The sequence below is a fragment of the Pseudomonas sp. GW531-T4 genome (assembly GCF_017349615.1).
GTDB lineage: Bacteria > Pseudomonadota > Gammaproteobacteria > Pseudomonadales > Pseudomonadaceae > Aquipseudomonas > Aquipseudomonas chlororaphis_I.
In genome coordinates this window covers 1-24,873 of sequence record NZ_JACMZT010000001.1, presented here as the reverse complement: position 1 = coordinate 24,873, position 24,873 = coordinate 1, and the positions used below count along the sequence as shown (strand labels likewise).

The window sequence follows — 24,873 nt, the reverse complement described above, 5'->3', positions numbered from 1 at the left end:
TCAGTTCACAGCGGACGTCGCTTCGACATGACGCGGTAAGGTCACCCGGATACGGGTGCCGCGTTGGCTTTCGGTGTCAGCCGGGCTGTCGATGGTGATTTGTCCATAATGCTCTTCAACGATGGAATAGACCAGTGCAAGGCCCAGTCCGGTGCCCTCGCCAGGATCCTTGGTGGTGAAGAAGGGTTCGAACAGTCGATCCATGATGCTCGACGGGATACCGCTGCCTTCGTCTTCGACGATCAGGTCGATCGTGTGTTCGCCGGCCTCGCTCTTGACCCGTACCGCGCTGCCCGCCGGTGAGGCGTCGCGGGCATTGGATAGCAGGTTGATCAGTACCTGGGCGAGCCGCTGCGGGTCGCCGTCGACCCAGTGGTCCGGATCGCACAGGTTAAAGAACTGCACCTCGAAATTGCGTCGATTCAGCGCCAGCAGACCAATGGCATCCTGCGCCACCTCGGCCAGGCACACGGCTTCGTCGTTGTGCTGATGGCTGCCGGCGTGGGCGAAGCTCATCAGCGACTGGACGATGCGTGACACGCGTTTGGTCTGTTCGAGGATCTGGCCGCTGATTTCGGTGAGTTCGCCGTCTTCTTCGCGCTCTTCGCGCAGGTTCTGCGCCAGGCAGGCGATACCGGTGATCGGGTTGCCGATTTCGTGGGCCACACCGGCGGCCAGGCGGCCGATGCTGGCCAGCCGCTCGGAATGCACCAGCTTGTCTTCGAGCATCTGGGTTTCGGTCAGGTCTTCCACCAGCAGCACCAGGCCGCTGTTGCCCGGGGCCAGGGGTTCGTCGATGGCGGCCTTGTGCAGGTTCAGCCAGCGGGTCTGGCCGTCGAGGGCCAGGTGCTGTTTATGCAGATGTTCATCGGGGACGTTGATGAAACCTTGCAGCAGCTCCCTCCAGGGATCGGCGATGGTGCTCAGGCGCGAACCGACCACATGCTGCGCCGGAATGCTGGTCAGCTCTTCCATGGCCTTGTTCCACATGAGGATTTCCTGGTCCTTGGCCAGGGAACAGACGCCCATCGGCAGTTCCTGCAAGGTCTGGCGGTGGTAGCGGCGCAAGGCATCGAGCTCGGCGGCCAGGCCGGTCAGGCGCGAGTGGTAGTCCTCGAGCCGGCTTTCGATGAAGTGAATGTCTTCGGTCACGTAGTTTTCGCCGCCGGCCTTGTAGGGCAGGAAGGTTTCCACCATGTCCTGGGCCACGCTGGGGCCCATCAGGCCGGACAGGTTGGCCTCGATACGGTCGCGCAAACGGCGCAGGGCATAGGGGCGGCGCTCGTCGAAGGGCAGGTACAGGTCGCGCAGCGCCTGCTCGACTTCCTTCTGCGCGGCTTTGGCGCCCAGGGGCTTGGCCAGTTGGGTGGCGAACTCCTGGGGCGAGGCGGCATGCAGTTCGCGACGTTGCGGCCGGCGCACGTTGTCCACCGCACAGGCTTCGGCGGCGCTGGCTTCTTCGGAGCTGGCGTTGGTGAACAGCGAAATCAGGGTGAACATCAGGACGTTGGCGGCCAGCGAGGCGATGGCCGCCATGTGCCAGCTGGTATCGTCCAGCACGTAGATCATGTTCAGCAGCGGTATATAGAAGCCCTGCAGGTTGCCGATCAGCGGCAGCAGCATGGTCACCAGCCACACCAGTGTCCCGGCCATCAGCCCGGCGATGAAGCCGCGCCGGTTGGCGGTCGGCCAGTACAGCACCGAGAGCACGCCGGGGAGGAACTGCAGGGTCGCGACAAAGGCCACGATGCCGAGGTTGGCCAGGTCCTGCTCGGCCCCCAGCAGCAGGTAAAAGGCATAGCCGGCCATGATGATGGCCACGATCAGCGCGCGGCGGGTCCATTTCAGCCAGCGGTAGATGTTGCCTTCGGCTGGTGGCTGATACAGCGGCAGCACCAGATGGTTGAGGGCCATCCCCGACAGCGCCAGGGTGGTGACGATGATCAGGCCGCTGGCGGCGGAAAGCCCACCAATGTAGGCCATCAAGGCCAATGCCGGTTTATTGGCGGCGATACCAATGCCGAGGGTGAAGTACTCGGGGTTGGTGGTGGCGCCCAGTTTCAGGCCGGCCCAGAGGATCAGCGGCACCGCCAGGCTCATCAGCAACAGGAACAGCGGCAGGCCCCAGCTGGCACTGACCAGCGAGCGCGGGTTGAGGTTCTCGGTGAAGGTCATGTGGTACATGTGCGGCATCACGATCGCCGAGGCGAAGAACACCAGCAGCAGGGTGCGCCACGGTCCTTCCTGCAGCGGTGTATGCAGGGCGGCGAGGGCGGTCTGGTTCTGCAACAGCCAGAGTTCCAGCTGTTGTGGCCCATCGAACACGCCGTACAGGGCATAGAGGCCGACACCGCCGATGGCGATCAGCTTGATCACCGATTCGAAGGCGATGGCGAACACCAGGCCTTCGTGTTTTTCCCGGGTGGCAATGTGCCGGGAGCCGAAGAAGATGGTGAACAGGGTGATCAGCGCACAGAAGCTCAGGGCGACCCGGTGCTGCACCGGTTCGCGGGTGAGGATGCCGATGGAGTCCGCGACCGCCTGGATCTGCAAGGCCAGCAGGGGCAATACGCCGACCAGCATGATCACCGTGGTCAGCGCACCGGCCCAGGTGCTGCGAAAACGGAAGGCGAACAGGTCGGCCAGCGACGACAGTTGATAGGTGCGGGTGATTTTCAGGATCGGGTAAAGCAGCACCGGCGCCAGCAGGAAGGCGCCGGAAACCCCGAGATAGCTGGAAAGAAAACCGTAGCCGTACTGATAGGCCAGGCCAACCGTGCCGTAAAAGGCCCAGGCGCTGGCGTAGACCCCCAGGGACAGGGTGTAGGTCAGCGGGTGGCGGATGATCGAGCGCGGGATCATGCCGCGTTCGCTGATCCAGGCCACCCCGAACAGCACCAGCAGGTACGCGGCGCTGATCAGGATCATCTGGGTCAGGCTAAAGCTCATCGGCATCTTTTTGGCTCTGCAGGATGAAGGTCACGACGATCAGGATCAGCCAGAGCAGATACGGGCGATACCAGGCGCCCGTAGCATCGATCCACCAATCCATGATGGCGGGGGAGAACAGATAGATCCCCACTACCAGCAGCAGGACCAAGCGATAGATGTACATCTCGGCCTCTCTTTATTGTGTGCGTGCCCGAAAACGTGCGGCGATGGTAACGGATGGGCGCCAACCTGCAAGGGGCGTCAGCGTATTTGCGCTTCGGGCACACTCAGTGTGCGTGGGATCAGTAAAGCATCCCAGTGTTCGATGCCCCAGCTCAGCACTTCCCGAGGGCTGGCATGGACCATTTCGCTGTCGGTTTTCTGCCCCAGGGCGCGCAAGGCGCGCAGCAGCAGTGGTGTGGCCTGGTCCTCGGCCAGCGGCGGGGAGCGGTAGGATTTGCCCAGTTTATGCCCGTCCGGCTGGGTGATCAGCGGCACATGCAGGTAACGCGGCTGCGGCAGGCCGAGCAGTTCCTGCAGGTACAGCTGGCGGGGGGTGGAGTCCAGCAGGTCGGCACCGCGCACGATATCGGTCACCCCTTGCCAGGCGTCGTCGAGCACCACCGCCAGTTGATAGGCGTAGAGGCCGTCGCGGCGGCGGATCACGAAGTCGCCGACATCCCGCCCCAGGTGCTGGCGGAATTCGCCCTGGACCCGGTCGGTGAAGCGATATTCCAGCTCCGGCACGCGCAAACGGATGGCGGCATCTTCCTGGCCATGTCCGGCATTGCGGCACAGGCCCGGATAAATGCCGTGGTAGGGCTCCAGTTGCTTGCGCGAGCAGGTGCAGGCGTAAGCCAGGCCCTGGTTGAACAGGCGGTCGAGGACTTCGGCGTAGGCCGCGTGCCGCTCGCTCTGGCGGACCATTTCGCCGTCCCACTCGAAGCCGTAGCTTTCCAGGGCCTTGAGAATGGCTGCCTGGGCGCCGGGCTCTTCCCGAGGCGGATCGAGGTCTTCCATGCGCAACAGCCAGCGGCCGCCAACGGCGCGGGCATCGAGGTAGGAGGCCAGGGCGGCGACCAGCGAGCCGAAATGCAGGTGCCCGCTGGGGGTTGGGGCAAAGCGCCCGATGTAGGAAGAGGCGTGAGAGGCGGTCATGGAGAGGATGTTACTTCGTTCGGTCCCAAGGTGACGATGGCGTCTGGAGGATCGCCATCGCGAGCAAGCTCGTTCCTACAGGGGGGAGGCGGCAGAAACAAAAACGGAGCGTTCGCACGCTCCGTTTTTCATTCAAGCTGGCGATTACTTGCCGACTTGTTTTTCCTTGATTTCCGCCAGGGTCTTGCAGTCGACACACATGTCGGCGGTAGGGCGGGCTTCCAGGCGGCGAATACCGATCTCGACGCCGCAGGATTCGCACCAGCCGTATTCTTCGTCTTCGATCAGTTGCAGCGTCTTGTCGATCTTCTTGATCAGCTTGCGCTCACGGTCGCGGGCGCGCAGTTCCAGGCTGAATTCTTCTTCCTGGCTGGCACGGTCGGCCGGATCGGGGAAGTTGGCTGCTTCGTCTTTCATGTGATCAACAGTGCGGTCGACTTCCTGCATCAAGTCCTGTTTCCACTTGTTCAGGATCTTGGTGAAGTGCTCGCGCATGGGCTTGCCCATGTACTCTTCGCCCGCGGTTTCAACATAGGGCTCGAAGCCGCTGATCGATTGATTCTGTTGCTTTGCTTGGGTGGGCATGAAATGGACCGCCTCTACTCATGTAATCCATTGCGCAGGATTGCTCCATCACCGACACATGCCGGCCCTGCGACTGCAAGCGGGCGAACTTACCAGATCAAATCGGACGGCGCTACTCCCGGTTGTCGAGCCCGCGTCCCACGGCGCTTGCAAAGGTCGATGCCGTCTGGCCTGGTCAGTTCGGGGGCCTGGTCAATTAATGATTTTAGCCAAGCCTGGGCCTAGTGTCCGTCTTCTTTACAGGGGGGATGGCAGGTGCTTGAAGGCTTTGGGCTCTCCCTTGTCCCCGGGGTTGGGTAGAATCTTTTTTTTGCTCACTTCAATGAAGGAAGGCTAATGGCTCAGCCCTACAGTGCGCGCAGCCGCGCTATCGAACCTTTCCACGTGATGGCCCTGCTGGCCCGTGCCAATGAGCTGCAAGCGGCCGGGCACGATGTGATTCACCTGGAAATCGGTGAACCGGACTTCACCACGGCTGAGCCGATCATCAAGGCCGGGCAGGCCGCGCTGGAGGCGGGCAAGACTCGCTACACCGCCGCCCGCGGGATTCCCGAGTTGCGCACGGCCATCTCCGGTTTCTATCGGCAACGCTACGGGCTGGACATCGACCCCGAACGCATCATGATCACGCCCGGTGGTTCCGGTGCGCTGCTGCTGGCCAGCAGCCTGCTGGTCGACCCAGGCAAGCACTGGCTGTTGGCGGACCCGGGCTACCCCTGCAACCGGCACTTCCTGCGCCTGGTGGAAGGTGCGGCGCAGTTGGTGCCGGTCGGACCGGACGTGCGTTATCAGCTGACGCCGGATCTGCTGGAGCGTTACTGGGATCAGGACAGCGTCGGCGCCCTGGTGGCATCGCCAGCCAACCCGACCGGCACCTTGCTCACCCGTGACGAGCTGGCGGGGCTGTCGGCCGCGGTGAAGGCGCGTAATGGCCATCTGGTGGTGGACGAGATCTACCACGGCCTGACCTACGGCTGCGATGCCGCCAGCGTGCTGGAAGTCGATGACGGCGCCTTTGTCCTGAATAGCTTTTCCAAATATTTCGGCATGACCGGCTGGCGCCTGGGTTGGCTGGTGGCGCCGCAGGCGGCGGTCGGCGAGTTGGAGAAACTGGCGCAGAACCTCTATATCAGTGCCCCGAGTATGGCCCAGTACGCCGCTCTGGCCTGCTTCGAGCCAGGCACCATCAGTATCCTGGAAGAGCGCCGCAACGAGTTTCAGCGGCGTCGCGACTTCCTCCTGCCAGCCTTGCGCGAGCTGGGTTTTGGCATCGCCGTGGAGCCGGAAGGGGCGTTCTACCTGTATGCCGATATCAGCGCCTTCGGCGGCGATGCCTTTGCCTTCTGCCGGCACTTTCTTGAAACCGAACACATTGCCTTTACCCCGGGGCTGGATTTCGGTCGCCATCAGGCCGGGCACCACGTCCGGTTCGCTTACACCCAGAGCCTGCCGCGCCTGCAGGAAGCGGTGGAGCGGATTGCCCGTGGCCTGCGGAGCTGGCAAGGCTGATGCGTTTTCATCCTCCCCTCGAAGAAGGTCGCCTGGTGCGTCGTTACAAGCGCTTTCTCGCCGATATCGAGACCATTGGCGGCGAGTTGCTGACCATTCACTGCCCCAACACCGGTTCCATGTTCAATTGCATGGTCGAGGGCGGGCAGGTCTGGTTCAGCCGTTCCAATGACCCCAAGCGCAAATTGCCCGGGACCTGGGAAATCAGCGAGACGCCCCAGGGCCGGCTGGCTTGCGTCAACACGGCGCGGGCCAACACGCTGGTGGAAGAAGCCTTGCGCGCCGGGGTGATCACTGAGTTGAACGGTTTTACCGCGCTCAAGCGGGAAGTGTCCTACGGCCAGGAAAACAGCCGTATCGACTTTCGCCTGGACTATTTGGACGTCCCGGCGTTTGTCGAGGTCAAAAGCGTCACCCTGGGCTTCGACGGCTCCGCGGTCGCGGCGTTTCCGGATGCGGTGACCCAGCGTGGCGCCAAGCATTTGCGGGAGTTGGCCTGCCTGGCGCGTGACGGTATCCGGGCGGTGCAGTTGTATTGCGTCAACCTGTCGGGTGTCGAGGCGGTGCGGCCGGCCGAAGAGATCGACCCCGGTTATGCCGCGGCGCTGCGTGAGGCGGTAGCGTCCGGGGTCGAGGTACTGGCCTATGGGGTACGCTTGACTGCCGAGGAAGTGTGTATCGACCGTCGTCTGGACGTATTGCTCAACGGCTAGATCTGAACCCAGATGCCCTGGCTGTCTTCCCGACAGGGGATGGCCGTCAGGGACTGCCCGGCACAAGGGCCGGCTACGCATTCGCCGTTTTCGATCAGAAACAGCGCGCCGTGGGTGGCGCACTGAATCAGGCTGGCGCTGGGATCGAGGAACTGATCGGGCTGCCACTCCAGGGCGACCCCGCGATGGGGGCAGCGGTTGGTGTAGACGTAGACCTTTCGATCGCGGCGCACCGCGAAAAGTGGCTGGCCTTCGAGGTTGAAACCTCGGCTGGAAGCCTCCGGCAGATCGCCGGGGGGGCAAAGAAACTTCATGTCTATCCTCGGTAACCGACGGCTCTGGGCTCAGGCTGTCACAGTTTTCCTGCGGGCGCTTGATGAAACATGTCTGTGCTTGACGGTCAAATGCAAACAATTATCAAATGGACGCTTCGCCTGTGGGGCGCTTGCTCATTTCGATGCCTGGGTTGCAGGGCATGTCACATGCACGGCGGCTTCCGTGGGCCCACTCTCTGAAGGAATACCTTTATGCGTTCGAGTGCCCGCGCAATCGCGCTCTGTGTCGGACTTCTGGCCAGCCATGCCGCTGTGGCGGCCGAGTTGCCACAACGCTGGGTGAGCGCCGGTGGCGCCTTGTCCGAATGGGTGAGCGCGCTGGGCGCCGAGTCGAAGCTGGTGGGCGTGGACACCACCAGCCAGCATCCTGAATCCCTGAAGAAGCTGCCGAGCATCGGTTATCAGCGCCAGCTGTCGGCGGAAGGCATTCTCAGCCTGCGTCCGCAGATTCTGCTGGGCACCGAAGAGATGGGGCCACCACCGGTGCTCTCGCAGGTGCGCAGCGCCGGGGTGCAGGTCGAGCTGTTCTCGGCCCAGGCCGACCTGCCGACCCTGCAGGGCAATCTGCAGCATCTGGGCAAGTTGCTGGGCAGCGAAGACAAGGCGACGCAACTGTTCGAGCAATATAAGCAGCAACTGGATCAGCAGCAGGCCTGGGTCAGCCAGGCCCGGAAAAAGCAGGCGCCGCCGGGTGTGCTGCTGTTGCTCGGGCATGCGGGTGGCAAACCTCTGATTGCCGGCAAGGACACCGCTGCCGACTGGCTGTTGCAGCAGGCGGGTGGACGCAATCTTGCCACCCACACGGGGTACAAACCCTTTTCCACGGAGTCGTTGGCCGAACTCAACCCCGAGGTGCTGGTGTTTGCCGATCGCAGCCTGAGCGGCGAGGCGGCCCGCGCCGCGCTGTTCAAGGAAAACCCGATCCTTGCCGCCAGCGGTGCGGCGAAGGCCGGCCGGGTCTTCGAGATTGATCCGACCTTGCTGGTGGGAGGCCTGGGGCCACGCTTGCCCCAGAACCTGAAAAGGCTGTCAGCCGATTTCTACCCAGCCGCGCCGGGCCAGGCCAGCACCGCCCAATGACCCCTTTGCTTAAACCCCGTGCGTTGTTCATTGGCCTGAGCCTGCTGTGCCTGTTGGCGATCTGGTTGTCCCTGGCGCTCGGGCCGGTCAGCCTGCCGCTGCTCGATACCCTGCGCGCCGCCCTGCGTTTGCTGGGCTTGCCCATTGAGGGGCAGGGGCTGGAGCAGGCCGAACTGATCCTCGGGCAGATTCGCTTGCCTCGCACCTTGCTGGGGTTGGCGGTAGGGGGCGTCCTGGCGCTGTCCGGCGTGGCGATGCAAGGGCTGTTTCGCAATCCCTTGGCCGACCCGGGGCTGGTAGGCGTCTCGAGTGGCGCGGCGCTGGGCGCGGCCTTTGCCATCGTCGGTGGCTCGCTGCTGGGCGGCGTGCCGGAAGCGATCGGTCCTTACCTGCTGTCGTTCTGCGCCTTTCTCGGTGGTCTGGTGGTGGCGTGGCTGGTCTACCGCCTGGGGCGGCGCAACGGCCAGACCCATGTGGCGACCATGCTGTTGGCCGGGATTGCGTTGACGGCGCTGGCCAGCTCGGCGGTGGGCCTGTTCACCTACCTGGCCGACGATGCGACCTTGCGTACCCTGACGTTCTGGAACCTGGGCAGTCTCAACGGCGCCAGTTATTCGAGATTGTGGCCACTGTTGCTGGTCAGCGCGGCTGTGGCACTGTGGCTGCCACGCCGGGCCAAGGCCTTGAATGCCTTGCTGCTGGGCGAGTCCGAGGCCGGTCACCTGGGGATCGATGTCGAACGGCTGAAGCGAGAACTGGTGTTCTGTACTGCGCTGGGGGTCGGTGCGGCTGTCGCCGCTGCCGGGCTGATCGGCTTTGTCGGGCTGGTGGTGCCCCATCTGGTGCGCCTGCTGGCGGGGCCTGACCACCGGACCTTGTTGCCAGCGTCGATACTGGCCGGCGCCAGCCTGCTGTTGCTGGCCGATCTGGTGGCGCGCCTGGCGCTGGCGCCTGCGGAGTTGCCCATCGGCATCGTGACCGCCTTTATCGGTGCGCCCTTCTTTTTGTTTCTGTTGTTGCGAGGGCGTGCCTGATGCTGCGAGCGGAAAATCTGGCGGTGCGCCGTGGCAGGAAAACCGTGCTGGAGGGGATCGACCTTGAACTCAAGCCCGGTGAAGTGCTGGGAGTGCTGGGCCCCAATGGCGCAGGTAAAAGCACCTTGCTGGCGGCCTTGTGTGGCGAGTTGAAACCCGATCACGGCCAGGTCTGGCTGGATCAGTGCGAACTCTGCAGATGGGACGGCGGGCAAAAGGCGCAAAGGCTGGCGGTACTGCCGCAAAGTTCGACACTCGAGTTCGCTTTCCGGGTCGAGGAGGTCGTCGGCCTGGGACGCCTGCCTTATCAAAGCGGCCGGGCACGGGATGACGAGATCGTCATGCAAGCCCTGCAAGCGGCGGATGCCGGGCATCTGCACGGTCGCAGCTATGTGGCCTTGTCGGGCGGCGAACGTCAGCGCGTGCACCTGGCCCGGGTGTTGGCGCAGCTATGGCCGGGCGCGGCCGGCCAGACCCTGTTGCTCGATGAGCCGACCTCGGCCCTCGACCCTTTGCATCAACATGTCACCTTGCAGGCCATCCGCGAGTTTGCCGATCGTGGGGTCGCGGTCCTGGTGATCCTGCATGATCTGAACCTCGCCGCGCGATATTGTGATCGCCTGTTGCTGCTCGAAGGCGGGCGGCCCCACTCGCTGGACAGTCCGGCGCAGGTGCTGCGGCCCGAACCGCTCAAGGCCGTGTTTGGGCTGGAGGTGTTGGTGCAGGCGCATCCCGAGCGCGGCCACCCTTTGATCATCGCCCGCTGAGGCGATTCGCGGAGACGCCAGATGCGTGTGCTATTGATCCTGAGTGTGTTGCTGCTGGGCGCCTGCCAGGGCGTGCCGGTCATGCCTGAACTTCCGGTCCAGGCTGATAGCGCGGCGATTCTGGACCTGCGCAGTGGAAAGGCCCTGACCCCGGAGGAGCTGGTCATTCGTCTGTCCCGGGCATCTCGGGTGATTGTCGGCGAACAGCATGACCACCCCGAACATCACGCCTTGCAGCTATGGCTGTTGCAGGCGATGGCGACCCAGCGCGCGCAAGGCAGCCTGCTATTGGAAATGCTCACGCCGGACCAGCAACCGCGGGTCGATTCACTCCGTCAACACCGGGCGACGCAGGGGCTGCCTGATGACCTGCCTGGCGCGCTGGCCTGGTCGCCGGGTTGGGACTGGGCGCTGTACGGACCTATCGTGCGTTATGCGTTATTCCAGCCTTATCCATTGCTGGCCGCCAATCTGGACAGCTCCGAAGTTCGCACTATCTATCGCCAGGCACCGGCCTTGAGTGGTGAACACTCGAGTGCCGCGTCGGTGCGTAACGAGTTGTTGCAGCAAGTCCGAGACTCCCATTGTGGGCTACTGCCCGAAAGCCAGATGCCGGCGATGCTGGCGGTGCAGCAGCAACGTGACCGACGCATGGCTGAGCGCTTGCTGGCGGCACCGACGCCGGCGCTGCTGTTTGCCGGGGCCTTTCATGCGCGCAAGGATGTCGGGGTGCCGGTTCACCTGCAGGACCTTGGCGCCTCGAACGGCGCCGTGGTGCTGATGCTGGCGCAGAAGGGCGCGCAGGTATCGCCGCAAAGCGCGGATTATGTGTGGTACAGCGCGCGGCTGCCGGAGAAGGATTACTGCGCCGAGATGCGCCAGTAGGCGGATGGCTTTTTTCAGGCCAAAAAAAGACCCGGCAAGAGCCGGGTCAAATAACCGTGATTAGCCTGATGAGGAGATAATCTGAGAGTCCGAACCACTGGTCTTCCAGGTTATCGACTGATCTCGCGACCAGTTGTGATAATCATAACGATTCTCATTACCAAGTCAACAAGGTTTTTCCTGTTTCTGCGAATTCCGCCAAACGCTCGTTTGGATTGCCCGTAAGTACGGGGCTTTAAAGGTTGGCGCTCAGGCTGTGCAAGCGGCTGACTTCCTTGTTCAACAGGTCGATTCGCCGCGCCATGCTTTCGATCAGGCTATGGGCGATACGTGGATTGCTCTGAGTCAGGCTGAGAAACTGGCTCTTGGGGATCAGCATCAGGGTGCATGGCTCGCTGGCAATCACGCTGGCGTTGCGTTTCTCCCCGGTGAAAATGGCCATCGCACCAAAGATCTCGTCCTTGGGCACGTCTCCGACCTTGTGTCCGTCGACAAAGGCTTCGGCGTGCCCTTCGATAATGACGAACACATGATCGGCGTCATCGCCCTGGCGGATCAGCACCTCGCCCTTGGCCACGCGTTGAAAACCGTTGCTGTTGCGCAACTCGGGTTGCTTGAGGCGGGCAACGGCATCGGACAGCAGGGCGGTTTGTCCGATCAGGTACTGCAGAAACAGTTCGGAACGCTGTTCGTCGGCATACAGATGCTGGAACACCGCGGAACGCTGATAGGGGATCAGGCTCAACGGCTGCTCGCTGCTGAGTTGCCAGCGCGGCAACTCGGCTCCTCGACGTAGCCCGAGCAGATCGCCTTCATGCAGATAAAACAGTGGGCGCTCATCGATACTGGCTTGTACCTGGCCGCTTTCGAGCAGGAACAGCTGGCTGTCGGCAAGGCTGCTGGAGAGGTCCTTGGAAGGGGCCACTTCCATTACGTCGCCGGACGGCAGCAGGCCTTCCAGCAGGCGCGGCGGGATGCTTTGCAGCCGATTGATCAAGGCGTCGGCGTAAGCCGGTTGTTCCCCCAGTAGATACATGAAAAGCCTGCCAGGTCAGTTCTTGTGGCGTGAAGAAATGGCGTCCAGCTGTTTGTTGAGTGCTTCCTTGCGTTCTGCCGGAATGTCATTCCAGTGCACATCCATCAGGGCGCCTTCGATGGCGTACAACAGCACCTTCGAGGCTCGAAAACCTCGGGTCCGCACGGCTCGATAGGCGTCCACCGCCCCCAGGCGGCGCAAGTCCGAAGCGCTATGGATGCCCACCGCATGCAGCCATTGTGCCGACGTCTTGCCAAGGTTCTTAAGGTGTTGCAATTCATCATTCATCAAGCCTCCTTGCGACGGCCGAATGGTGCGTGGGCAAGTCTCAAAGGAGTGTAGCGCTCAGTAGGAAAAGCGCTGTTCTTTGGTCGGCTTTGGCGCAAAAGCTTCTAAGGCGACAGAGGAAAGTACGTCAGAAGCAGAGGGAGGGGAGGGAAGGAGGCAGGCCAAGTCCAGCGTAAGGCAGAGAGCGCCGGACCTTGGAGCAAAAACGGCGATTACTTGGTGCGGTAGCGCAGGCGAGTGCCGAAATTGACGGACATCAGGATTTCATCGGCGGTCAGTTCGGGCGGGAAGTAGGCGCCGGAGATCTGCGCATGGGCCAGGCTGGCGCCTTCCATGGCGGAATTGCGCAGGTCGAGGCCGCGCAGGTCGGCAGAGCGGAAGTAGGCGTCGGTGAAGTCGATGCCGTCGGCGTTCAGTTCACGTAGGTCGAGCCCACGAAAATCGCCGCCGCGCATGTCGACAGTCTGGTCTTTCGGGCGCTCCCGGTTAAAGCCGTCGATGTCGTCTTTGTGCAGCAAAGCGTAAAGGGGGGTGTCGAGAAGTTTGGGCTGACTCATGGGGCGTCACCTGCTGGAATTATGACGCCAGTATAGTGCCACTATTTTTCAGCCGTGAAGCCTTTGCGGTTTCACGGCTGAAATAGTTGATTACAAGCCTGGGAGACGCTGGCGAATATTCGCGACCAGGGCGTCGAGGCTCCCGCTTTCATTGGTCTCGACGCGCTTGCTGCGCAGTACTTCTTCGGCGCTCAGGGCTTCGCGATTGGCTTGCTGCTGTTCGATCACGGCCAGGGTTGCGTCCGACGGGTCGTTGCGATCGGCCTGGCGCTGCGCCAGCCAGCTGGCGATGACGGCCTGCGGGGCGTTGCAGTCGATGATCAGGCAAGGGGTGCCGGTCGCTTCGGCAACCTTGGCCGCAGCATCACGCTGGTCGCGCTTGAGGTAGGTGGCGTCGATGACCACCGGGAAACCGGCGCGCAGGACGATACCGGCAAGTTCATGCAGGCGGTCATAGGTCGCGGTGTTGGCCTGGGCATTATAAATGCCGACATTCGGATCGTTCTGTACCTGCTGCTCGCCGAACAGGCGTTTGCGCTCGACATCGGAACGCAGGCGAACGGCGCCCAAAGCTTCCACCAGGCGCATGGCCACATGGCTTTTGCCAACGGCGGAAACGCCAGAAGTAATCGCCAGGAAGCGCGATGGAATGGTGCTGTAGCTCTCTGCCAGGTTGGCGTAGTTGCGGTACTGGCGCAGGGCCGTGGCGCGCTGCATCGGGCTGGCGTCGGCCGGCATGCTGAACAGGGCGACCTTGGCCCGTACCAGGGCGCGGTAGGCTTTGTAGAAGTTCAGCAGCTCCAGGCCTTGATAGTCACCAGTCTGTTCCAGGTACTGGCTGATGAAGCGGCGTGCCAGGCATTTCAGGCCGCGGTCTTCCAGGTCCATGGCGAGGAAGCCGGCGTCGGCATAGACATCAGTGAAGCGGAACGGCTCGTTGAACTCGATGCAATCGAAGATCACTACCTTGCCGTCGATGAGCGTTGCGTTACCCAGATGGATGTCGCCGTGGCATTCGCGGATGAAGCCCTCGGCCTTGCGCTGGGCGAAGAGCGGCTTGAGGCGTTCGAAGCTGCTTTCGGCCCAGGCTTGCAGGGCTTCAAGTTGCTGCAGGTCGGCCTTGTCGCTGAGGAACGCGCGGATCTGCTCGAAGTTCTGACGTACCGGTTCCATTACGCTTTCCGGGGTGCCGGCTACGTGGGCTGCGGGAACTCGCGGGGCGTCGAGGTGGAACCTGGCAATCTGCCGGGCCATTTCGTCGATGTGCGCGGTGGTCAGTTCGCCATTGGCTTGCAGGGTGCTGAGCAGTTGGCTTTGCGGGAACTGGCGCATTTTCAGCGCGTATTCGATGACCGGGCCGTCGCCTGCGATCTGCGGCGCGTCGACAGTGCCGGTGATCGGCAACACTTCCAGATACAAATCATCGGTCAGGCGCTGGTTGAGACGCAGCTCTTCACCGCAGAAGTGCCCACGCGCTTCAAGGCCGGTGAAATCGAGAAAGCCGAAGTTGACCGGCTTTTTCAGCTTATAGGCATAGGGGCCGGTGAGCAGGACCCAGGAAATATGGGTCTCGATGACCTGGAATCCGCCTACGGGATGCGGGTAGAGGGCCGGGTTTTGCAGGGCGGCGATCAGGGATTGGCTCACAGGCGATCCTTCAGAGTCGGGGAAAATTCAAGGGCGTCATTATGGCCGCTGACAGGGCTAACGCAAACCTCGGGCGGCTCCTGTTGACTATGAATAAAGTGCGTATAATCCGCCGCCATGACTCGTACTCGATCCCCCCGTTCCGCTAAAAAACGTCCGTCTAGTGGCCCGCGCCCCTGGCTGGGCTGGGCCTTGAAGCTCGGTCTGGTCGCTCTGGTGGTGCTCGCCGGCTTTGCGGTTTATCTCGATGCCGTGGTCCAGGAGAAATTCTCCGGCAAGCGCTGGACCATTCCGGCCAAGGTCTATGCGCGCCCGCTGGAGCTGTTCGTCGGACAGAAGCTCAGCAAGGACGATTTCCTCACCGAGCTCGACGCACTTGGCTATCGCCGCGAAAGCGTGGTCAACGGCCCTGGTGCTGCGTCGGTCAGTGGTAACACCGTTGAACTCAATACCCGCGGTTTCCAGTTCTATGAAGGCATGGAACAGGCACAACCGGTGCGGGTGCGTTTCTCCGGCGACTACGTGGCCGAGCTGTCGGGCAGCAAAGGCTCGAAACTGGCCGTGGTGCGCCTGGAGCCGCTGCTGATTGGCGGCCTGTATCCGAAGAATCTCGAAGACCGGATCCTGATCAAGATCGATCAGGTGCCTCCTTATCTGCTGGAAACCCTGGTGGCGGTCGAGGACCGGGATTTCTACAGCCACTTTGGCGTGTCGCCGAAGTCGATCGCCCGGGCGGTGTGGGTCAACACTTCGTCCGGTGCCATGCGCCAGGGCGGCAGTACCCTGACCCAGCAGTTGGTCAAGAACTTCTACCTGACCAACGAGCGCAGCCTGAGCCGCAAGCTCACCGAAGCGATGATGGCCCTGCTGCTTGAGCTGCATTACGACAAGCGCGAGATCCTCGAGGCGTACCTCAACGAGGTCTTCATCGGTCAGGACGGCCAGCGTGCGGTGCACGGTTTCGGCCTGGCCAGCCAGTTCTTCTTCAGCCAGCCGCTGGCCGAACTGAAGTTGCATCAGATCGCCTTGCTGGTGGGGATGGTCAAGGGGCCGTCCTATTACAACCCGCGACGTTATCCGGAGCGCGCGCTGGAGCGGCGTAACCTGGTGCTCGATCTGCTGGCGCAGCAGGGTGTGGCGACGCCGGAACAGGTCGAAGCCGCGAAGAAAATGCCGCTGGGCGTGACCAAGCGCGGCAGCCTGGCGGACAGCTCGTTCCCCGGCTTCCTGGACCTGGTGAAGCGTCAGTTGCGTGAGGATTACCGCGACGAAGACTTGACCGAGGAAGGCTTGCGGATTTTCACCAGTTTCGACCCGATTCTGCAGATGAAGGCCGAGGCTTCGGTCAGTGACACCTTCAAGCGTCTGGCCGGGCGCAAGGGGTCGGATGAAGTCGAAGCGGCGATGGTGGTGACCAACCCGGAAACCGGCGAAGTCCAGGCCATGATCGGCAGCCGTCAGGCCGGTTTTGCCGGTTTCAACCGGGCGCTGGATGCGGTGCGGCCGATCGGCTCCCTGATCAAGCCTGCGGTTTACCTGACGGCACTGGAGAAACCCAGCCAGTACACCCTGACCAGTTGGCTCTCCGACGAGGCCTTCTCGGTGAAAGGCGGCGACGGGCAAGTGTGGAAACCCCAGAACTACGACCGTCGTTCCCATGGCACGGTCTTCCTTTATCAGGGGCTGGCCCATTCCTATAACCTGTCGACCGCGCGCCTGGGCCTGGAAGTCGGTGTGCCGAACGTGCTGAAGACCCTGGGACGCCTTGGCGTCACCCGCGAATTCCCGGCGTTCCCTTCGATGCTGCTGGGGGCGGGGGGCTTGAGCCCGATGGAAGTCGCCACCATGTACCAGACCCTGGCCAACGGCGGTTTCAACACCCCGATGCGCGGGATCCGTAGTGTGCTGACCGCCGAAGGCGAGCCGCTGAAGCGTTATCCGTTCCAGATCCAGCAACGTTTCGACCCGGGTTCGATCTACCTGATCCAGAGCGCGATGCAGCGCGTCATGCGCGAAGGCACCGGCAGCTCGGTCTACAACGTGCTGCCGCGTTCCCTGGCGCTGGCGGGCAAGACTGGTACCAGTAACGATTCCCGCGACAGCTGGTTCGCCGGTTTCAGCCAGGATCTGCTGGCGGTGGTCTGGCTGGGGCGTGATGACAACGGCAAGACACCGTTCACCGGCGCCACTGGCGCGTTGCAGGTCTGGACCAGTTTCATGCGCAAGGCCGACCCGCTGCCATTGGATATGCCGCAACCGGATAACGTGGTGCAGGCCTGGGTCGACTCGCGGACCGGGCAAGGCTCGGATGCCAACTGTCCGGGTGCCGTGCAGATGCCGTATATTCGCGGCAGTGAACCCCCACCCGGTCCTGCATGCGGCGGCGATGTCCCGGCGCCTGTCGAGTCGGTGATGGATTGGGTCAAGGGCTGGATGAATTAAGCGAAGAGGGTTTGACGTGAACAAGTGGTGGATTCCAGCTATTACAGCTCTGGCTTTGCTCAATGGTTGCGCCAGCGTGCAGCGTGGCTCGATTCCGGTGGTGGACTCCGGTACCGCCGTGTCCAATAGCGAGCGCATTTCGGCCAATGGTGGCTTTCGTCAGACGACCATCAAGCGTCCGGCGCAGGCACAGACTCAAAGTATTCCGCAGGACTCGGGCGTGGTGGTGATGGTGCCGGGCGGGGCTGCGGCCACTGCCGCACCAATCAGCAGCGCGCCGATTACCCCAGGCCCGATCACGCCTGGACCTATCGATACCTCACCGATCCAGTCCGCGCCGATCAATCAGGGCAGCTACAGCCTGCCGCCGACGCCGAGCGGAGTACCTTCGGCCAGCTCTGGCGGGCTGTCCGCCGATGAGCAACTGGATGGTCCGGTGCTGGCACTGTTGACTACGGCCCAGCAGCAACAGGCGAGTGGCGACCTGAACGGCGCTTCCTCCAGCCTCGAGCGCGCTCAGCGTGTAGCACCGCGTGAGCCGCAGGTGCTGTATCGCCTGGCCCAGGTACGCATGGCCCAGGGCGATGCAGCGCAGGCTGAACAGTTTGCCCGTCGCGGCCTGAGCTTCGCCAACGGTCGTCCTGACCTGCAGGCCAGCCTGTGGGCATTGATCGCCCAGGCGCGCGAGAAACAGGGCGATGCCGCCGGTGCCGCTCAGGCCCGACAGAAAGCCAAGGTGTCTCTGTGATGGATGCGCGTTTTCCAAAGATTGCCGAGCAGTTGCTGTTGATCGAGCGTGAGCTGCGGTTGCAGGGGTTGTGGGATGACACCCCGCCGAGCACCGAGGCCCTGGCCAGTGTCGAGCCGTTTGCCGTGGACACACTGGAGTTCGAGCAATGGTTGCAGTGGATCTTCCTGCCGCGGATGAAGGCGATTCTTGAGCAGGACCTGCCGCTGCCCAGCGCCTCGGGCATCCAGGAAATGGCCGAAGTGGTATTCGCCGGTCGCCCGATGCAGGGCCGGGACCTTCAGTTGCAGATCCTGCTCAAAGAGTTCGACCAACTGATCGTCGCCACCCGCTAAACCCTCTGCAACCACTGCCTAGCGGCAGTGGTTGTCTATCGCCTTCTGCGTTTCCACGATGCGCTGCTGACGCTGTTCCTCGGTCAGGCGGCGCGTTCCCTCCTCTGTGTTCTCGCTCAGGCGCGGGTTGTTCTGCAACTGCGCCAGGCTGGCCCGTGCCTGTGTGCAAAAACGCCTGCGCTCGGCTTCCTGTCTGGCGACCTGTTGTTTGGCCTGGTTGTCCATGACCTGTTGCTGGGTGTCCGGCTTGTCGGGTGACGGCGTACGGGACGCACCTTTCGGGTTTTTCGGCAGGGTGATGACGGTGCTGGCCACGCCTTGGGGTGGCTGGGCGTCGAAATGGGTGACTCCCTGGGCGTCGACCCATTTGTAAATCTGCCCGGCCTGGCACGGGAGAGTCATGGCGAGCAGCAGGCCAGCGGTCATGGCGAAGGTTCGCATTTTTGAATTCCTTATCCAGGATTGCGCAATTGAAGCGCAGACACTCGCGGTTTACAGGTTTTTTCTTGCGTTCTCATGCGCTTAGTTCGAATAAAGCACATTGACGTCTTGACTTGCAGAGGGCGAAACAGAAGAATCCAAAGTCCGCTGTAGAGGGACTGCCAGAAGCAGACCCACTCGGCAGAACATGAGGCGCACATCCGCGCCGACCTGCTACACCCGCAACGCGTTACCTCGCGCTGGGTGGGAAAACCCCGCAACACTTGGGGCACTCCCAATACTTGCTCAGTCAGTGCTGACGTAGTCGGCGACCACCGTCGCTCATGCTCTGCTGAGAAGTAAACCTATTAAGACCCGTCCCCTTTCAAGAGGGCGGTATTCTGGCGTTTTAGAGGTGAACAACGTGGAGCTTTTATCTGGCGGTGAGATGCTCGTCCGCTTTTTGCGTGACGAAGGCGTCAAATATATCTATGGGTACCCGGGTGGTGCTCTCCTTCATGTCTACGATGCCCTGTTCAAAGAACCGGAAGTGACCCACATCCTGGTTCGTCACGAGCAAGCGGCTACCCATATGGCTGACGGCTACGCCCGTGCTACCGGCAAAGCCGGTGTGGTACTGGTGACTTCCGGCCCTGGCGCGACCAATGCCATCACCGGTATCGCCACTGCCTATATGGACTCCATTCCAATGGTGATCATTTCCGGTCAGGTGCCTAGCACCATGGTCGGTACCGACGCGTTCCAGGAAACCGACATGATCGGTATCTCCCGGCCGATCGTGAAGCACAGCTTCATGATCAAGCACGCTTCGGAAATCCCGGAAGTCATGAAGAAGGCGTTCTACCTGGCGCAATCCGGTCGTCCGGGTCCAGTCGTGGTCGATGTCCCTAAGGACATGACCAATCCGGCTGAAAAGTTCGAATACGTTTTCCCTAAAAAAGCGAAGCTGCGCTCCTACAGCCCGGCTGTTCGTGGGCATTCCGGGCAAATCCGCAAGGCGGCAGAAATGCTCCTGGCGGCCAAGCGTCCTGTGCTGTACGCAGGCGGCGGCGTGATCCTCGGTGGTGGCTCCGCGCCGCTGACCGAACTGGCACAAATGCTCAACCTGCCGGTCACCAATACCCTGATGGGCTTGGGGGCCTACCCTGGCACCGATCGTCAGTTCGTCGGCATGCTCGGCATGCACGGCAGCTACACCGCCAACCTGACCATGCACCATGCCGATGTGATCCTGGCAGTCGGCGCGCGTTTCGACGACCGTGTCATCAACGGCCCGGCGAAATTCTGCCCAAACGCCAAGATCATCCACGTCGACATCGACCCGGCGTCCATCTCCAAGACCATCAAGGCAGACGTGCCGATCGTGGGGCCGGTAGAGAGCGTCCTGACCGAAATGGTCGCGGCCCTCAAGGAAATCGGCGAAACCCCGAACAAGGACACAGTCGCCAGTTGGTGGAAGCAGATCGAGGAGTGGCGCGGTGATCGCGGCCTGTTCCCTTACGACAAGGGCGACGGCAGCATCATCAAGCCGCAGACCGTGATCGAGACCCTCTGCGAAGTGACCAAGGGCGACGCCTATGTGACTTCCGACGTGGGTCAGCACCAGATGTTCGCGGCGCAGTACTACCGGTTCAACAAGCCCAATCGCTGGATCAACTCCGGTGGCCTGGGCACGATGGGCTTTGGTTTCCCTGCGGCCATGGGCGTCAAGTTGAGTTTCCCTGATGCTGACGTTGCCTGTGTAACGGGCGAGGGCAGTATCCAGATGAACATTCAGGAACTGTCGACCTGCCTGCAGTACGACCTGCCGGTCAAGATCATCAACCTGAACAACGGTGCGCTGGGTATGGTGCGTCAGTGGCAGGACATGAACTACGGTAGCCGTCACTCGCATTCCTACATGGAATCGCTGCCTGATTTCGTCAAGCTGGCCGAAGCCTATGGGCACGTGGGCATTCGCGTCACGGACCTGAAGGACCTGAAGCCGAAGATGGAAGAAGCATTCGCCATGAAAGATCGTCTGGTGTTCCTCGACATCCAGGTCGATACCAGCGAGCACGTCTACCCGATGCAGATCAAAGACGGCTCCATGCGCGATATGTGGCTGAGCAAGACGGAGCGTACTTAATCATGCGGCACATTATCTCCTTGCTTCTGGAAAACGAACCGGGCGCCTTGTCTCGTGTGGTTGGCCTGTTTTCGCAGCGCAACTACAACATCGAAAGCCTGACCGTGGCGCCGACCGAAGACCCGACCCTGTCGCGTCTGACGCTGACCACCGTGGGGCACGATGAAATCATCGAGCAGATCACCAAGAACCTGAACAAGCTGGTTGAAGTGGTCAAGCTGGTCGACCTGTCGGAAAGCGCTCACATCGAGCGCGAGCTGATGCTGGTCAAGGTCAAGGCCACCGGCGCCCAGCGCGCCGAGGTCAAGCGCACTACCGATATTTACCGTGGGCAGATCGTCGACGTCAGTGCCAGCGTGTATACCGTTCAATTGACCGGTACCAGCGACAAGCTCGACAGTTTCATCCAGTCGATCGGCACCGCCTCGATTCTGGAAACCGTACGCAGTGGCGTCACCGGCATTGCCCGTGGCGATAAAGTACTCAGCATCTAACTCAAATTAGCGAACGGCCTGAACGGCCTGATATAGGGGAAATTCATGAAAGTTTTCTACGATAAAGACTGCGACCTCTCGATCATCCAGGGCAAGAAAGTTGCCATCATCGGTTACGGTTCCCAGGGCCACGCTCAAGCGTGCAACCTGAAAGACTCCGGCGTCGACGTGACCGTTGGCCTGCGTAAAGGCTCGGCTACCGTTGCCAAGGCTGAAGCCCATGGCCTGAAAGTGACCGACGTTGCCGCGGCCGTTGCCGGCGCCGACCTGGTCATGATCCTGACCCCGGACGAGTTCCAGTCCCAGCTGTACAAGAACGAAATCGAGCCGAACATCAAGAAGGGCGCCACCCTGGCCTTCTCCCACGGCTTCGCGATCCACTACAACCAGGTTGTTCCGCGCGCCGACCTCGACGTGATCATGATCGCGCCGAAGGCCCCGGGTCACACCGTGCGTTCCGAGTTCGTCAAGGGCGGCGGTATCCCTGACCTGATCGCTATCTACCAGGATGCTTCCGGCAACGCCAAGAACGTTGCTCTGTCCTACGCCGCTGGCGTGGGCGGCGGCCGTACCGGCATCATCGAAACCACCTTCAAGGACGAGACTGAAACCGACCTGTTCGGCGAGCAGGCTGTTCTGTGTGGCGGTACCGTCGAGCTGGTCAAAGCCGGTTTCGAAACCCTGGTCGAAGCTGGCTACGCGCCAGAAATGGCCTACTTCGAATGCCTGCACGAACTGAAGCTGATCGTTGACCTCATGTACGAAGGCGGTATCGCCAACATGAACTACTCGATCTCCAACAACGCCGAGTACGGCGAGTACGTGACCGGCCCTGAGGTGATCAACGCCGAATCCCGTCAGGCCATGCGCAACGCTCTGAAGCGCATCCAGGACGGCGAATACGCCAAGATGTTCATCAGCGAAGGCGCCACCGGCTACCCATCGATGACCGCCAAGCGTCGTAACAACGCCGCTCACGGTATCGAAATCATCGGTGAACAACTGCGTTCGATGATGCCGTGGATCGGTGCCAACAAAATCGTCGACAAAGCCAAGAACTAAGTTCGAGTCTTGTCAGGGAAAACGCGGCCTAGGCCGCGTTTTTTCGTTTGGATAGACAGGTTCTGGTATAAAGCTGGATCCTTTGTGGTCCAATCATGACCCTGGGTATCGTCGAAACTTTTCACACCGTTGCAAGGTAATGTCCATGAGCGAACGTCCCGAAGAGCCAAACCAGGCCTCTGACGCCGATAGCCTGCTACCCATCGATGAGCATGTCGAAGAGGGGCATGACGCTGAAGGCCGTAAAGTCCGGCATCGTGGTATCTATCTGCTGCCGAACCTCTTCACCACCGCGAACCTGTTCGCCGGTTTCTACTCGATCATCAATTCCATGAGTGCCCAGAGCGCGTTGAGCGCCGGTGACGCGGCAGGAGCGAGCAAGTATTTCGCGTTCGCGGCCATCGCGATCTTTGTCGCCATGGTGCTCGATGGCCTGGACGGGCGCGTAGCCCGCATGACCAATACCCAGAGCGCTTTTGGCGCTGAGTATGACTCGCTGTCCGATATGGTTGCCTTCGGCGTTGCGCCTGCCTTGCTGGCCTTCGGTTGGGCGTTGGGCGACATGGGCAAGGTTGGCTGGATGGTCGCCTTCATCTATGTAGCTGGTGCGGCGTTGCGTCTGGCCCGTTTCAACACCCAGGTGGGTACTGCCGACAAGCGTTACTTCATCGGCCTGGCCAGCCCGGCCGCGGCGGGTGTGGTGGCCGGTATCGTCTGGGCATTCAGCGATTACGGTATCCAGGGTTCGAAGATGTCGTTCCTGGTGGCGCTGATGGTCGCGGCGGCCGGCATGCTGATGGTCAGCAACATCAAGTACAACAGCTTCAAGGAGCTGGATCTGAAGGGGCGCGTACCTTTCGTGGCGATCCTCGCCGTGGTTTTGGTATTCGCCGTGGTCTTCAGTGATCCGCCGCGGATTTTGCTGCTGGTTTTCCTCGCCTACGCGGCCTCTGGCCCGATTCAGTACTTGTTGCATCTTCGTCGGCGCAAAACGTTGCCTTAATGTAATTTCCCCCATACTCCGCAGTCTATTGGTGCATCAGTCCTCCAATGCTGCGGAGTTGCCATGTTGATCAAAGTCCCCAAGTCGTCTGACTGCAAAGAGTCGGATGTCACGCCTGAATCCCTTTATGTCTCTCGTCGTAGCCTGTTGGGCGGGGCCATTGCCGGTCTGGCTGCCTGTGCGCTGCCGCGCTGGGCCAGTGCCGAAGACGCGGGGCGCTATCCGGATGTCGAGCCTGGCAAGGCACCGTCATGGTTTGCGCAAAAACTGCCGGAAACAAAATGGCAGGCGGTCAACGTCAAGGATGAGGCGATCACCCCGTTCAAGGACGCCACCCACTACAACAACTTCTATGAGTTCGGTACCGACAAGGGCGACCCGGCTGCCAATGCCGGCGCGCTGAAAACCGAACCCTGGAGCGTGGTGGTGGACGGGGAGGTGGGTAAACCAGGGCGTTATGCGCTGGAAGACTTCATGAAGCCTTATCGGTTGGAAGAGCGGATCTACCGGCTGCGTTGTGTCGAGGCCTGGTCCATGGTGATTCCCTGGATCGGTTTCCCGATTTCCGAGTTGCTCAAGCAGGTCGAGCCAACTTCGAAGGCCAAATACATCCGCTTCGAAACCCTTCAGGACCCTAAAAGCATGCCCGGTCAGCGTTCGGGTTTTGCCCTGATCGACTGGCCTTATGTAGAAGGCCTGCGCCTGGATGAGGCGATGCACCCGCTGGCGATTCTGGCCGTGGGGATGTATGGCCGCGAGCTGCCTAACCAGAACGGCGCGCCATTGCGTTTGGTGGTGCCCTGGAAGTACGGCTTCAAGAGCATCAAGTCCATCGTGCGCATCAGTCTGGTGGAGCAGCAGCCGAAAACCACCTGGCAAAGCATCGCCGCCAATGAGTACGGCTTTTACGCGAACGTGAATCCTACGGTTGATCACCCTCGCTGGACTCAGGCGCGCGAGCGTCGCCTGCCTAGCGGCCTGTTCAGTCCCAATGTGCGTGAGACGCAGATGTTCAACGGCTACGCGGATGAAGTCGCTTCTTTATATACCGGCCTGGATCTGCGGAAGAATTACTGATGCGCTATCCACTCTGGCGCCTTGGCGTCTTTATCGTTGCGGCTATCTGGCCTTTGCTCTGGTTGTACCAGGCTTGGGCCTCTGCTCTCGGACCCGATCCAGGGAAAGTGCTGGTCGATCGTCTGGGGCTGGGGACGCTGATCTTTTTGCTGATCACCCTGAGCATGACCCCTCTACAGAAACTGACGGGGTGGGCGGGCTGGATCGCGGTACGCCGACAGCTCGGTTTGTGGTGCTTTGCTTATGTGGTGCTGCATTTAAGTGCCTACGCCGTATTTATCCTCGGGCTCGATTGGTCACAGCTGGGAGTGGAGTTGCGTAAGCGGCCCTACATTATTGTTGGAAGCCTGGGGTTCCTCGGGTTGTTGGCCTTGGCGGTGACTTCCAATAGATACAGCCAGCGTCGCCTGGGCAGTCGTTGGAAGAAACTGCATCGGTTGGTCTATCTCATTCTTGGGCTGGGTTTACTGCATATGCTCTGGATTGTTCGAGCCGATCTTAAAGAGTGGGCTATCTATGCTTCTATCGGCGCATTGTTATTACTGTTGCGGCTGCCGCCGGTGACACGTCGAATCCCCCGTTTAATGGTGAAAAAACCATCTTCTGCAACAAAAGCGT

Annotated in this window: 25 protein-coding genes; 15 read left to right on the top strand and 10 right to left on the bottom strand. The window is 61.4% G+C overall.

Annotated elements, in window-relative coordinates; all coding sequences use genetic code 11:
* From J4D28_RS00125 to dksA, 4 genes are all read right to left on the bottom strand, one after another.
* Positions 1-2,955, bottom strand: coding sequence for a sensor histidine kinase (locus J4D28_RS00125; protein WP_009050894.1), 2,955 nt, complete (start codon positions 2,953-2,955; stop codon positions 1-3).
* Positions 2,939-3,115 (bottom strand): hypothetical protein, encoded by a 177-nt coding sequence (locus tag J4D28_RS00120; protein WP_003176118.1) that lies wholly within the window; start codon positions 3,113-3,115, stop codon positions 2,939-2,941. The genes J4D28_RS00125 and J4D28_RS00120 overlap by 17 nt, the downstream gene beginning before the upstream one ends.
* Before the next feature lie 77 nt (positions 3,116-3,192).
* Positions 3,193-4,089, bottom strand: coding sequence for a tRNA glutamyl-Q(34) synthetase GluQRS (gene gluQRS / locus J4D28_RS00115; RefSeq protein WP_103331756.1), 897 nt, complete (start codon positions 4,087-4,089; stop codon positions 3,193-3,195).
* 144 nt (positions 4,090-4,233) lie between these two features.
* A complete protein-coding gene (gene dksA / locus J4D28_RS00110; protein WP_007924645.1) occupies positions 4,234-4,674 on the bottom strand; it encodes an RNA polymerase-binding protein DksA in 441 nt (146 codons plus the stop codon).
* 336 nt (positions 4,675-5,010) lie between these two features.
* Between dksA and J4D28_RS00105 the strand changes: the two genes are divergently transcribed.
* Positions 5,011-6,183: a pyridoxal phosphate-dependent aminotransferase gene (locus tag J4D28_RS00105; RefSeq protein WP_009050892.1), complete on the top strand. Its 1,173-nt coding sequence runs from the start codon at positions 5,011-5,013 to the stop codon at positions 6,181-6,183.
* On the top strand, positions 6,183-6,896 hold the full coding sequence (gene sfsA / locus J4D28_RS00100) for a DNA/RNA nuclease SfsA (protein WP_009050891.1): 714 nt from the start codon (positions 6,183-6,185) through the stop codon (positions 6,894-6,896). The genes J4D28_RS00105 and sfsA overlap by 1 nt, the downstream gene beginning before the upstream one ends.
* On the opposite strand, the gene J4D28_RS00095 is transcribed toward sfsA, so the two are convergent.
* Entirely contained in the window at positions 6,893-7,210 is a 318-nt protein-coding gene (locus J4D28_RS00095) for a Rieske (2Fe-2S) protein (protein ID WP_009050890.1), read from the bottom strand. The two genes, sfsA and J4D28_RS00095, sit on opposite strands and share 4 nt — an antisense overlap.
* A 213-nt stretch (positions 7,211-7,423) precedes the next feature.
* On the opposite strand from J4D28_RS00095, the gene J4D28_RS00090 reads away from it, so the two are divergent.
* From J4D28_RS00090 to J4D28_RS00075, 4 genes are read left to right on the top strand one after another with little or no spacing between them, the layout of a single operon-like run.
* The gene (locus tag J4D28_RS00090; protein WP_103331755.1) at positions 7,424-8,311 is read left to right on the top strand and encodes a hemin ABC transporter substrate-binding protein; all 888 of its coding nucleotides are present in this window, start codon (positions 7,424-7,426) and stop codon (positions 8,309-8,311) included.
* 50 nt (positions 8,312-8,361) lie between these two features.
* Entirely contained in the window at positions 8,362-9,345 is a 984-nt protein-coding gene (locus J4D28_RS00085) for an iron ABC transporter permease (RefSeq protein ID WP_164486319.1), read from the top strand.
* Positions 9,345-10,112, top strand: a complete 768-nt coding sequence (locus J4D28_RS00080; RefSeq protein WP_016703660.1) for a heme ABC transporter ATP-binding protein — start codon at positions 9,345-9,347, stop codon at positions 10,110-10,112. Before J4D28_RS00085 ends, J4D28_RS00080 begins: the two co-directional genes overlap by 1 nt.
* A 21-nt stretch (positions 10,113-10,133) precedes the next feature.
* A complete protein-coding gene (locus tag J4D28_RS00075) occupies positions 10,134-10,997 on the top strand; it encodes a ChaN family lipoprotein (RefSeq protein ID WP_103331754.1) in 864 nt (287 codons plus the stop codon).
* 235 nt (positions 10,998-11,232) lie between these two features.
* Here J4D28_RS00075 and J4D28_RS00070 read toward each other — a convergent pair whose 3' ends face one another.
* From J4D28_RS00070 to J4D28_RS00055, 4 genes are all read right to left on the bottom strand, one after another.
* Positions 11,233-12,033 carry a Crp/Fnr family transcriptional regulator gene (locus tag J4D28_RS00070; protein ID WP_028683403.1) on the bottom strand — a complete coding sequence of 267 codons (801 nt, stop codon included), beginning with the start codon at positions 12,031-12,033 and terminating at the stop codon, positions 11,233-11,235.
* Between the two features lie 15 nt (positions 12,034-12,048).
* On the bottom strand, positions 12,049-12,321 hold the full coding sequence (locus J4D28_RS00065; protein ID WP_009050884.1) for a TfoX/Sxy family protein: 273 nt from the start codon (positions 12,319-12,321) through the stop codon (positions 12,049-12,051).
* A gap of 212 nt (positions 12,322-12,533) precedes the next feature.
* Positions 12,534-12,878 (bottom strand): pentapeptide repeat-containing protein, encoded by a 345-nt coding sequence (locus J4D28_RS00060; protein WP_009050883.1) that lies wholly within the window; start codon positions 12,876-12,878, stop codon positions 12,534-12,536.
* Between the two features lie 90 nt (positions 12,879-12,968).
* Complete coding sequence (locus tag J4D28_RS00055; protein ID WP_103331753.1) at positions 12,969-14,525, bottom strand: bifunctional aminoglycoside phosphotransferase/ATP-binding protein; 1,557 nt, start codon at positions 14,523-14,525, stop codon at positions 12,969-12,971.
* 117 nt (positions 14,526-14,642) lie between these two features.
* Between J4D28_RS00055 and mrcB the strand changes: the two genes are divergently transcribed.
* Genes mrcB through J4D28_RS00040 form a run of 3 tightly spaced genes read left to right on the top strand, consistent with a single transcriptional unit; the run spans position 14,643 to position 18,050 of the window.
* Positions 14,643-16,967, top strand: a complete 2,325-nt coding sequence (mrcB, locus tag J4D28_RS00050; protein ID WP_009050881.1) for a penicillin-binding protein 1B — start codon at positions 14,643-14,645, stop codon at positions 16,965-16,967.
* Positions 16,968-16,983: 16 nt separating this feature from the next.
* A complete protein-coding gene (locus J4D28_RS00045; protein WP_016703656.1) occupies positions 16,984-17,715 on the top strand; it encodes a M48 family metallopeptidase in 732 nt (243 codons plus the stop codon).
* Positions 17,715-18,050 (top strand): YqcC family protein, encoded by a 336-nt coding sequence (locus J4D28_RS00040; protein ID WP_009050879.1) that lies wholly within the window; start codon positions 17,715-17,717, stop codon positions 18,048-18,050. The genes J4D28_RS00045 and J4D28_RS00040 overlap by 1 nt, the downstream gene beginning before the upstream one ends.
* An 18-nt stretch (positions 18,051-18,068) precedes the next feature.
* On the opposite strand, the gene J4D28_RS00035 is transcribed toward J4D28_RS00040, so the two are convergent.
* Complete coding sequence (locus tag J4D28_RS00035) at positions 18,069-18,491, bottom strand: DUF4124 domain-containing protein (RefSeq protein WP_009050878.1); 423 nt, start codon at positions 18,489-18,491, stop codon at positions 18,069-18,071.
* Between the two features lie 403 nt (positions 18,492-18,894).
* Between J4D28_RS00035 and J4D28_RS00030 the strand changes: the two genes are divergently transcribed.
* The 6 genes from J4D28_RS00030 to msrQ form a co-directional block, all read left to right on the top strand.
* Entirely contained in the window at positions 18,895-20,619 is a 1,725-nt protein-coding gene (locus J4D28_RS00030) for an acetolactate synthase 3 large subunit (RefSeq protein ID WP_007924621.1), read from the top strand.
* Between the two features lie 2 nt (positions 20,620-20,621).
* Complete coding sequence (gene ilvN, locus J4D28_RS00025; RefSeq protein ID WP_007924620.1) at positions 20,622-21,113, top strand: acetolactate synthase small subunit; 492 nt, start codon at positions 20,622-20,624, stop codon at positions 21,111-21,113.
* 45 nt (positions 21,114-21,158) lie between these two features.
* On the top strand, positions 21,159-22,175 hold the full coding sequence (gene ilvC / locus J4D28_RS00020) for a ketol-acid reductoisomerase (protein ID WP_007959661.1): 1,017 nt from the start codon (positions 21,159-21,161) through the stop codon (positions 22,173-22,175).
* Positions 22,176-22,320: 145 nt separating this feature from the next.
* On the top strand, positions 22,321-23,178 hold the full coding sequence (pssA, locus tag J4D28_RS00015; RefSeq protein WP_009050877.1) for a CDP-diacylglycerol--serine O-phosphatidyltransferase: 858 nt from the start codon (positions 22,321-22,323) through the stop codon (positions 23,176-23,178).
* A gap of 63 nt (positions 23,179-23,241) precedes the next feature.
* A complete protein-coding gene (gene msrP / locus J4D28_RS00010) occupies positions 23,242-24,255 on the top strand; it encodes a protein-methionine-sulfoxide reductase catalytic subunit MsrP (RefSeq protein ID WP_103331752.1) in 1,014 nt (337 codons plus the stop codon).
* The coding region (msrQ, locus tag J4D28_RS00005) for a protein-methionine-sulfoxide reductase heme-binding subunit MsrQ (protein WP_041989187.1) at positions 24,255-24,873 on the top strand (619 nt) is incomplete at its 3' end. The genes msrP and msrQ, both read left to right, overlap by 1 nt.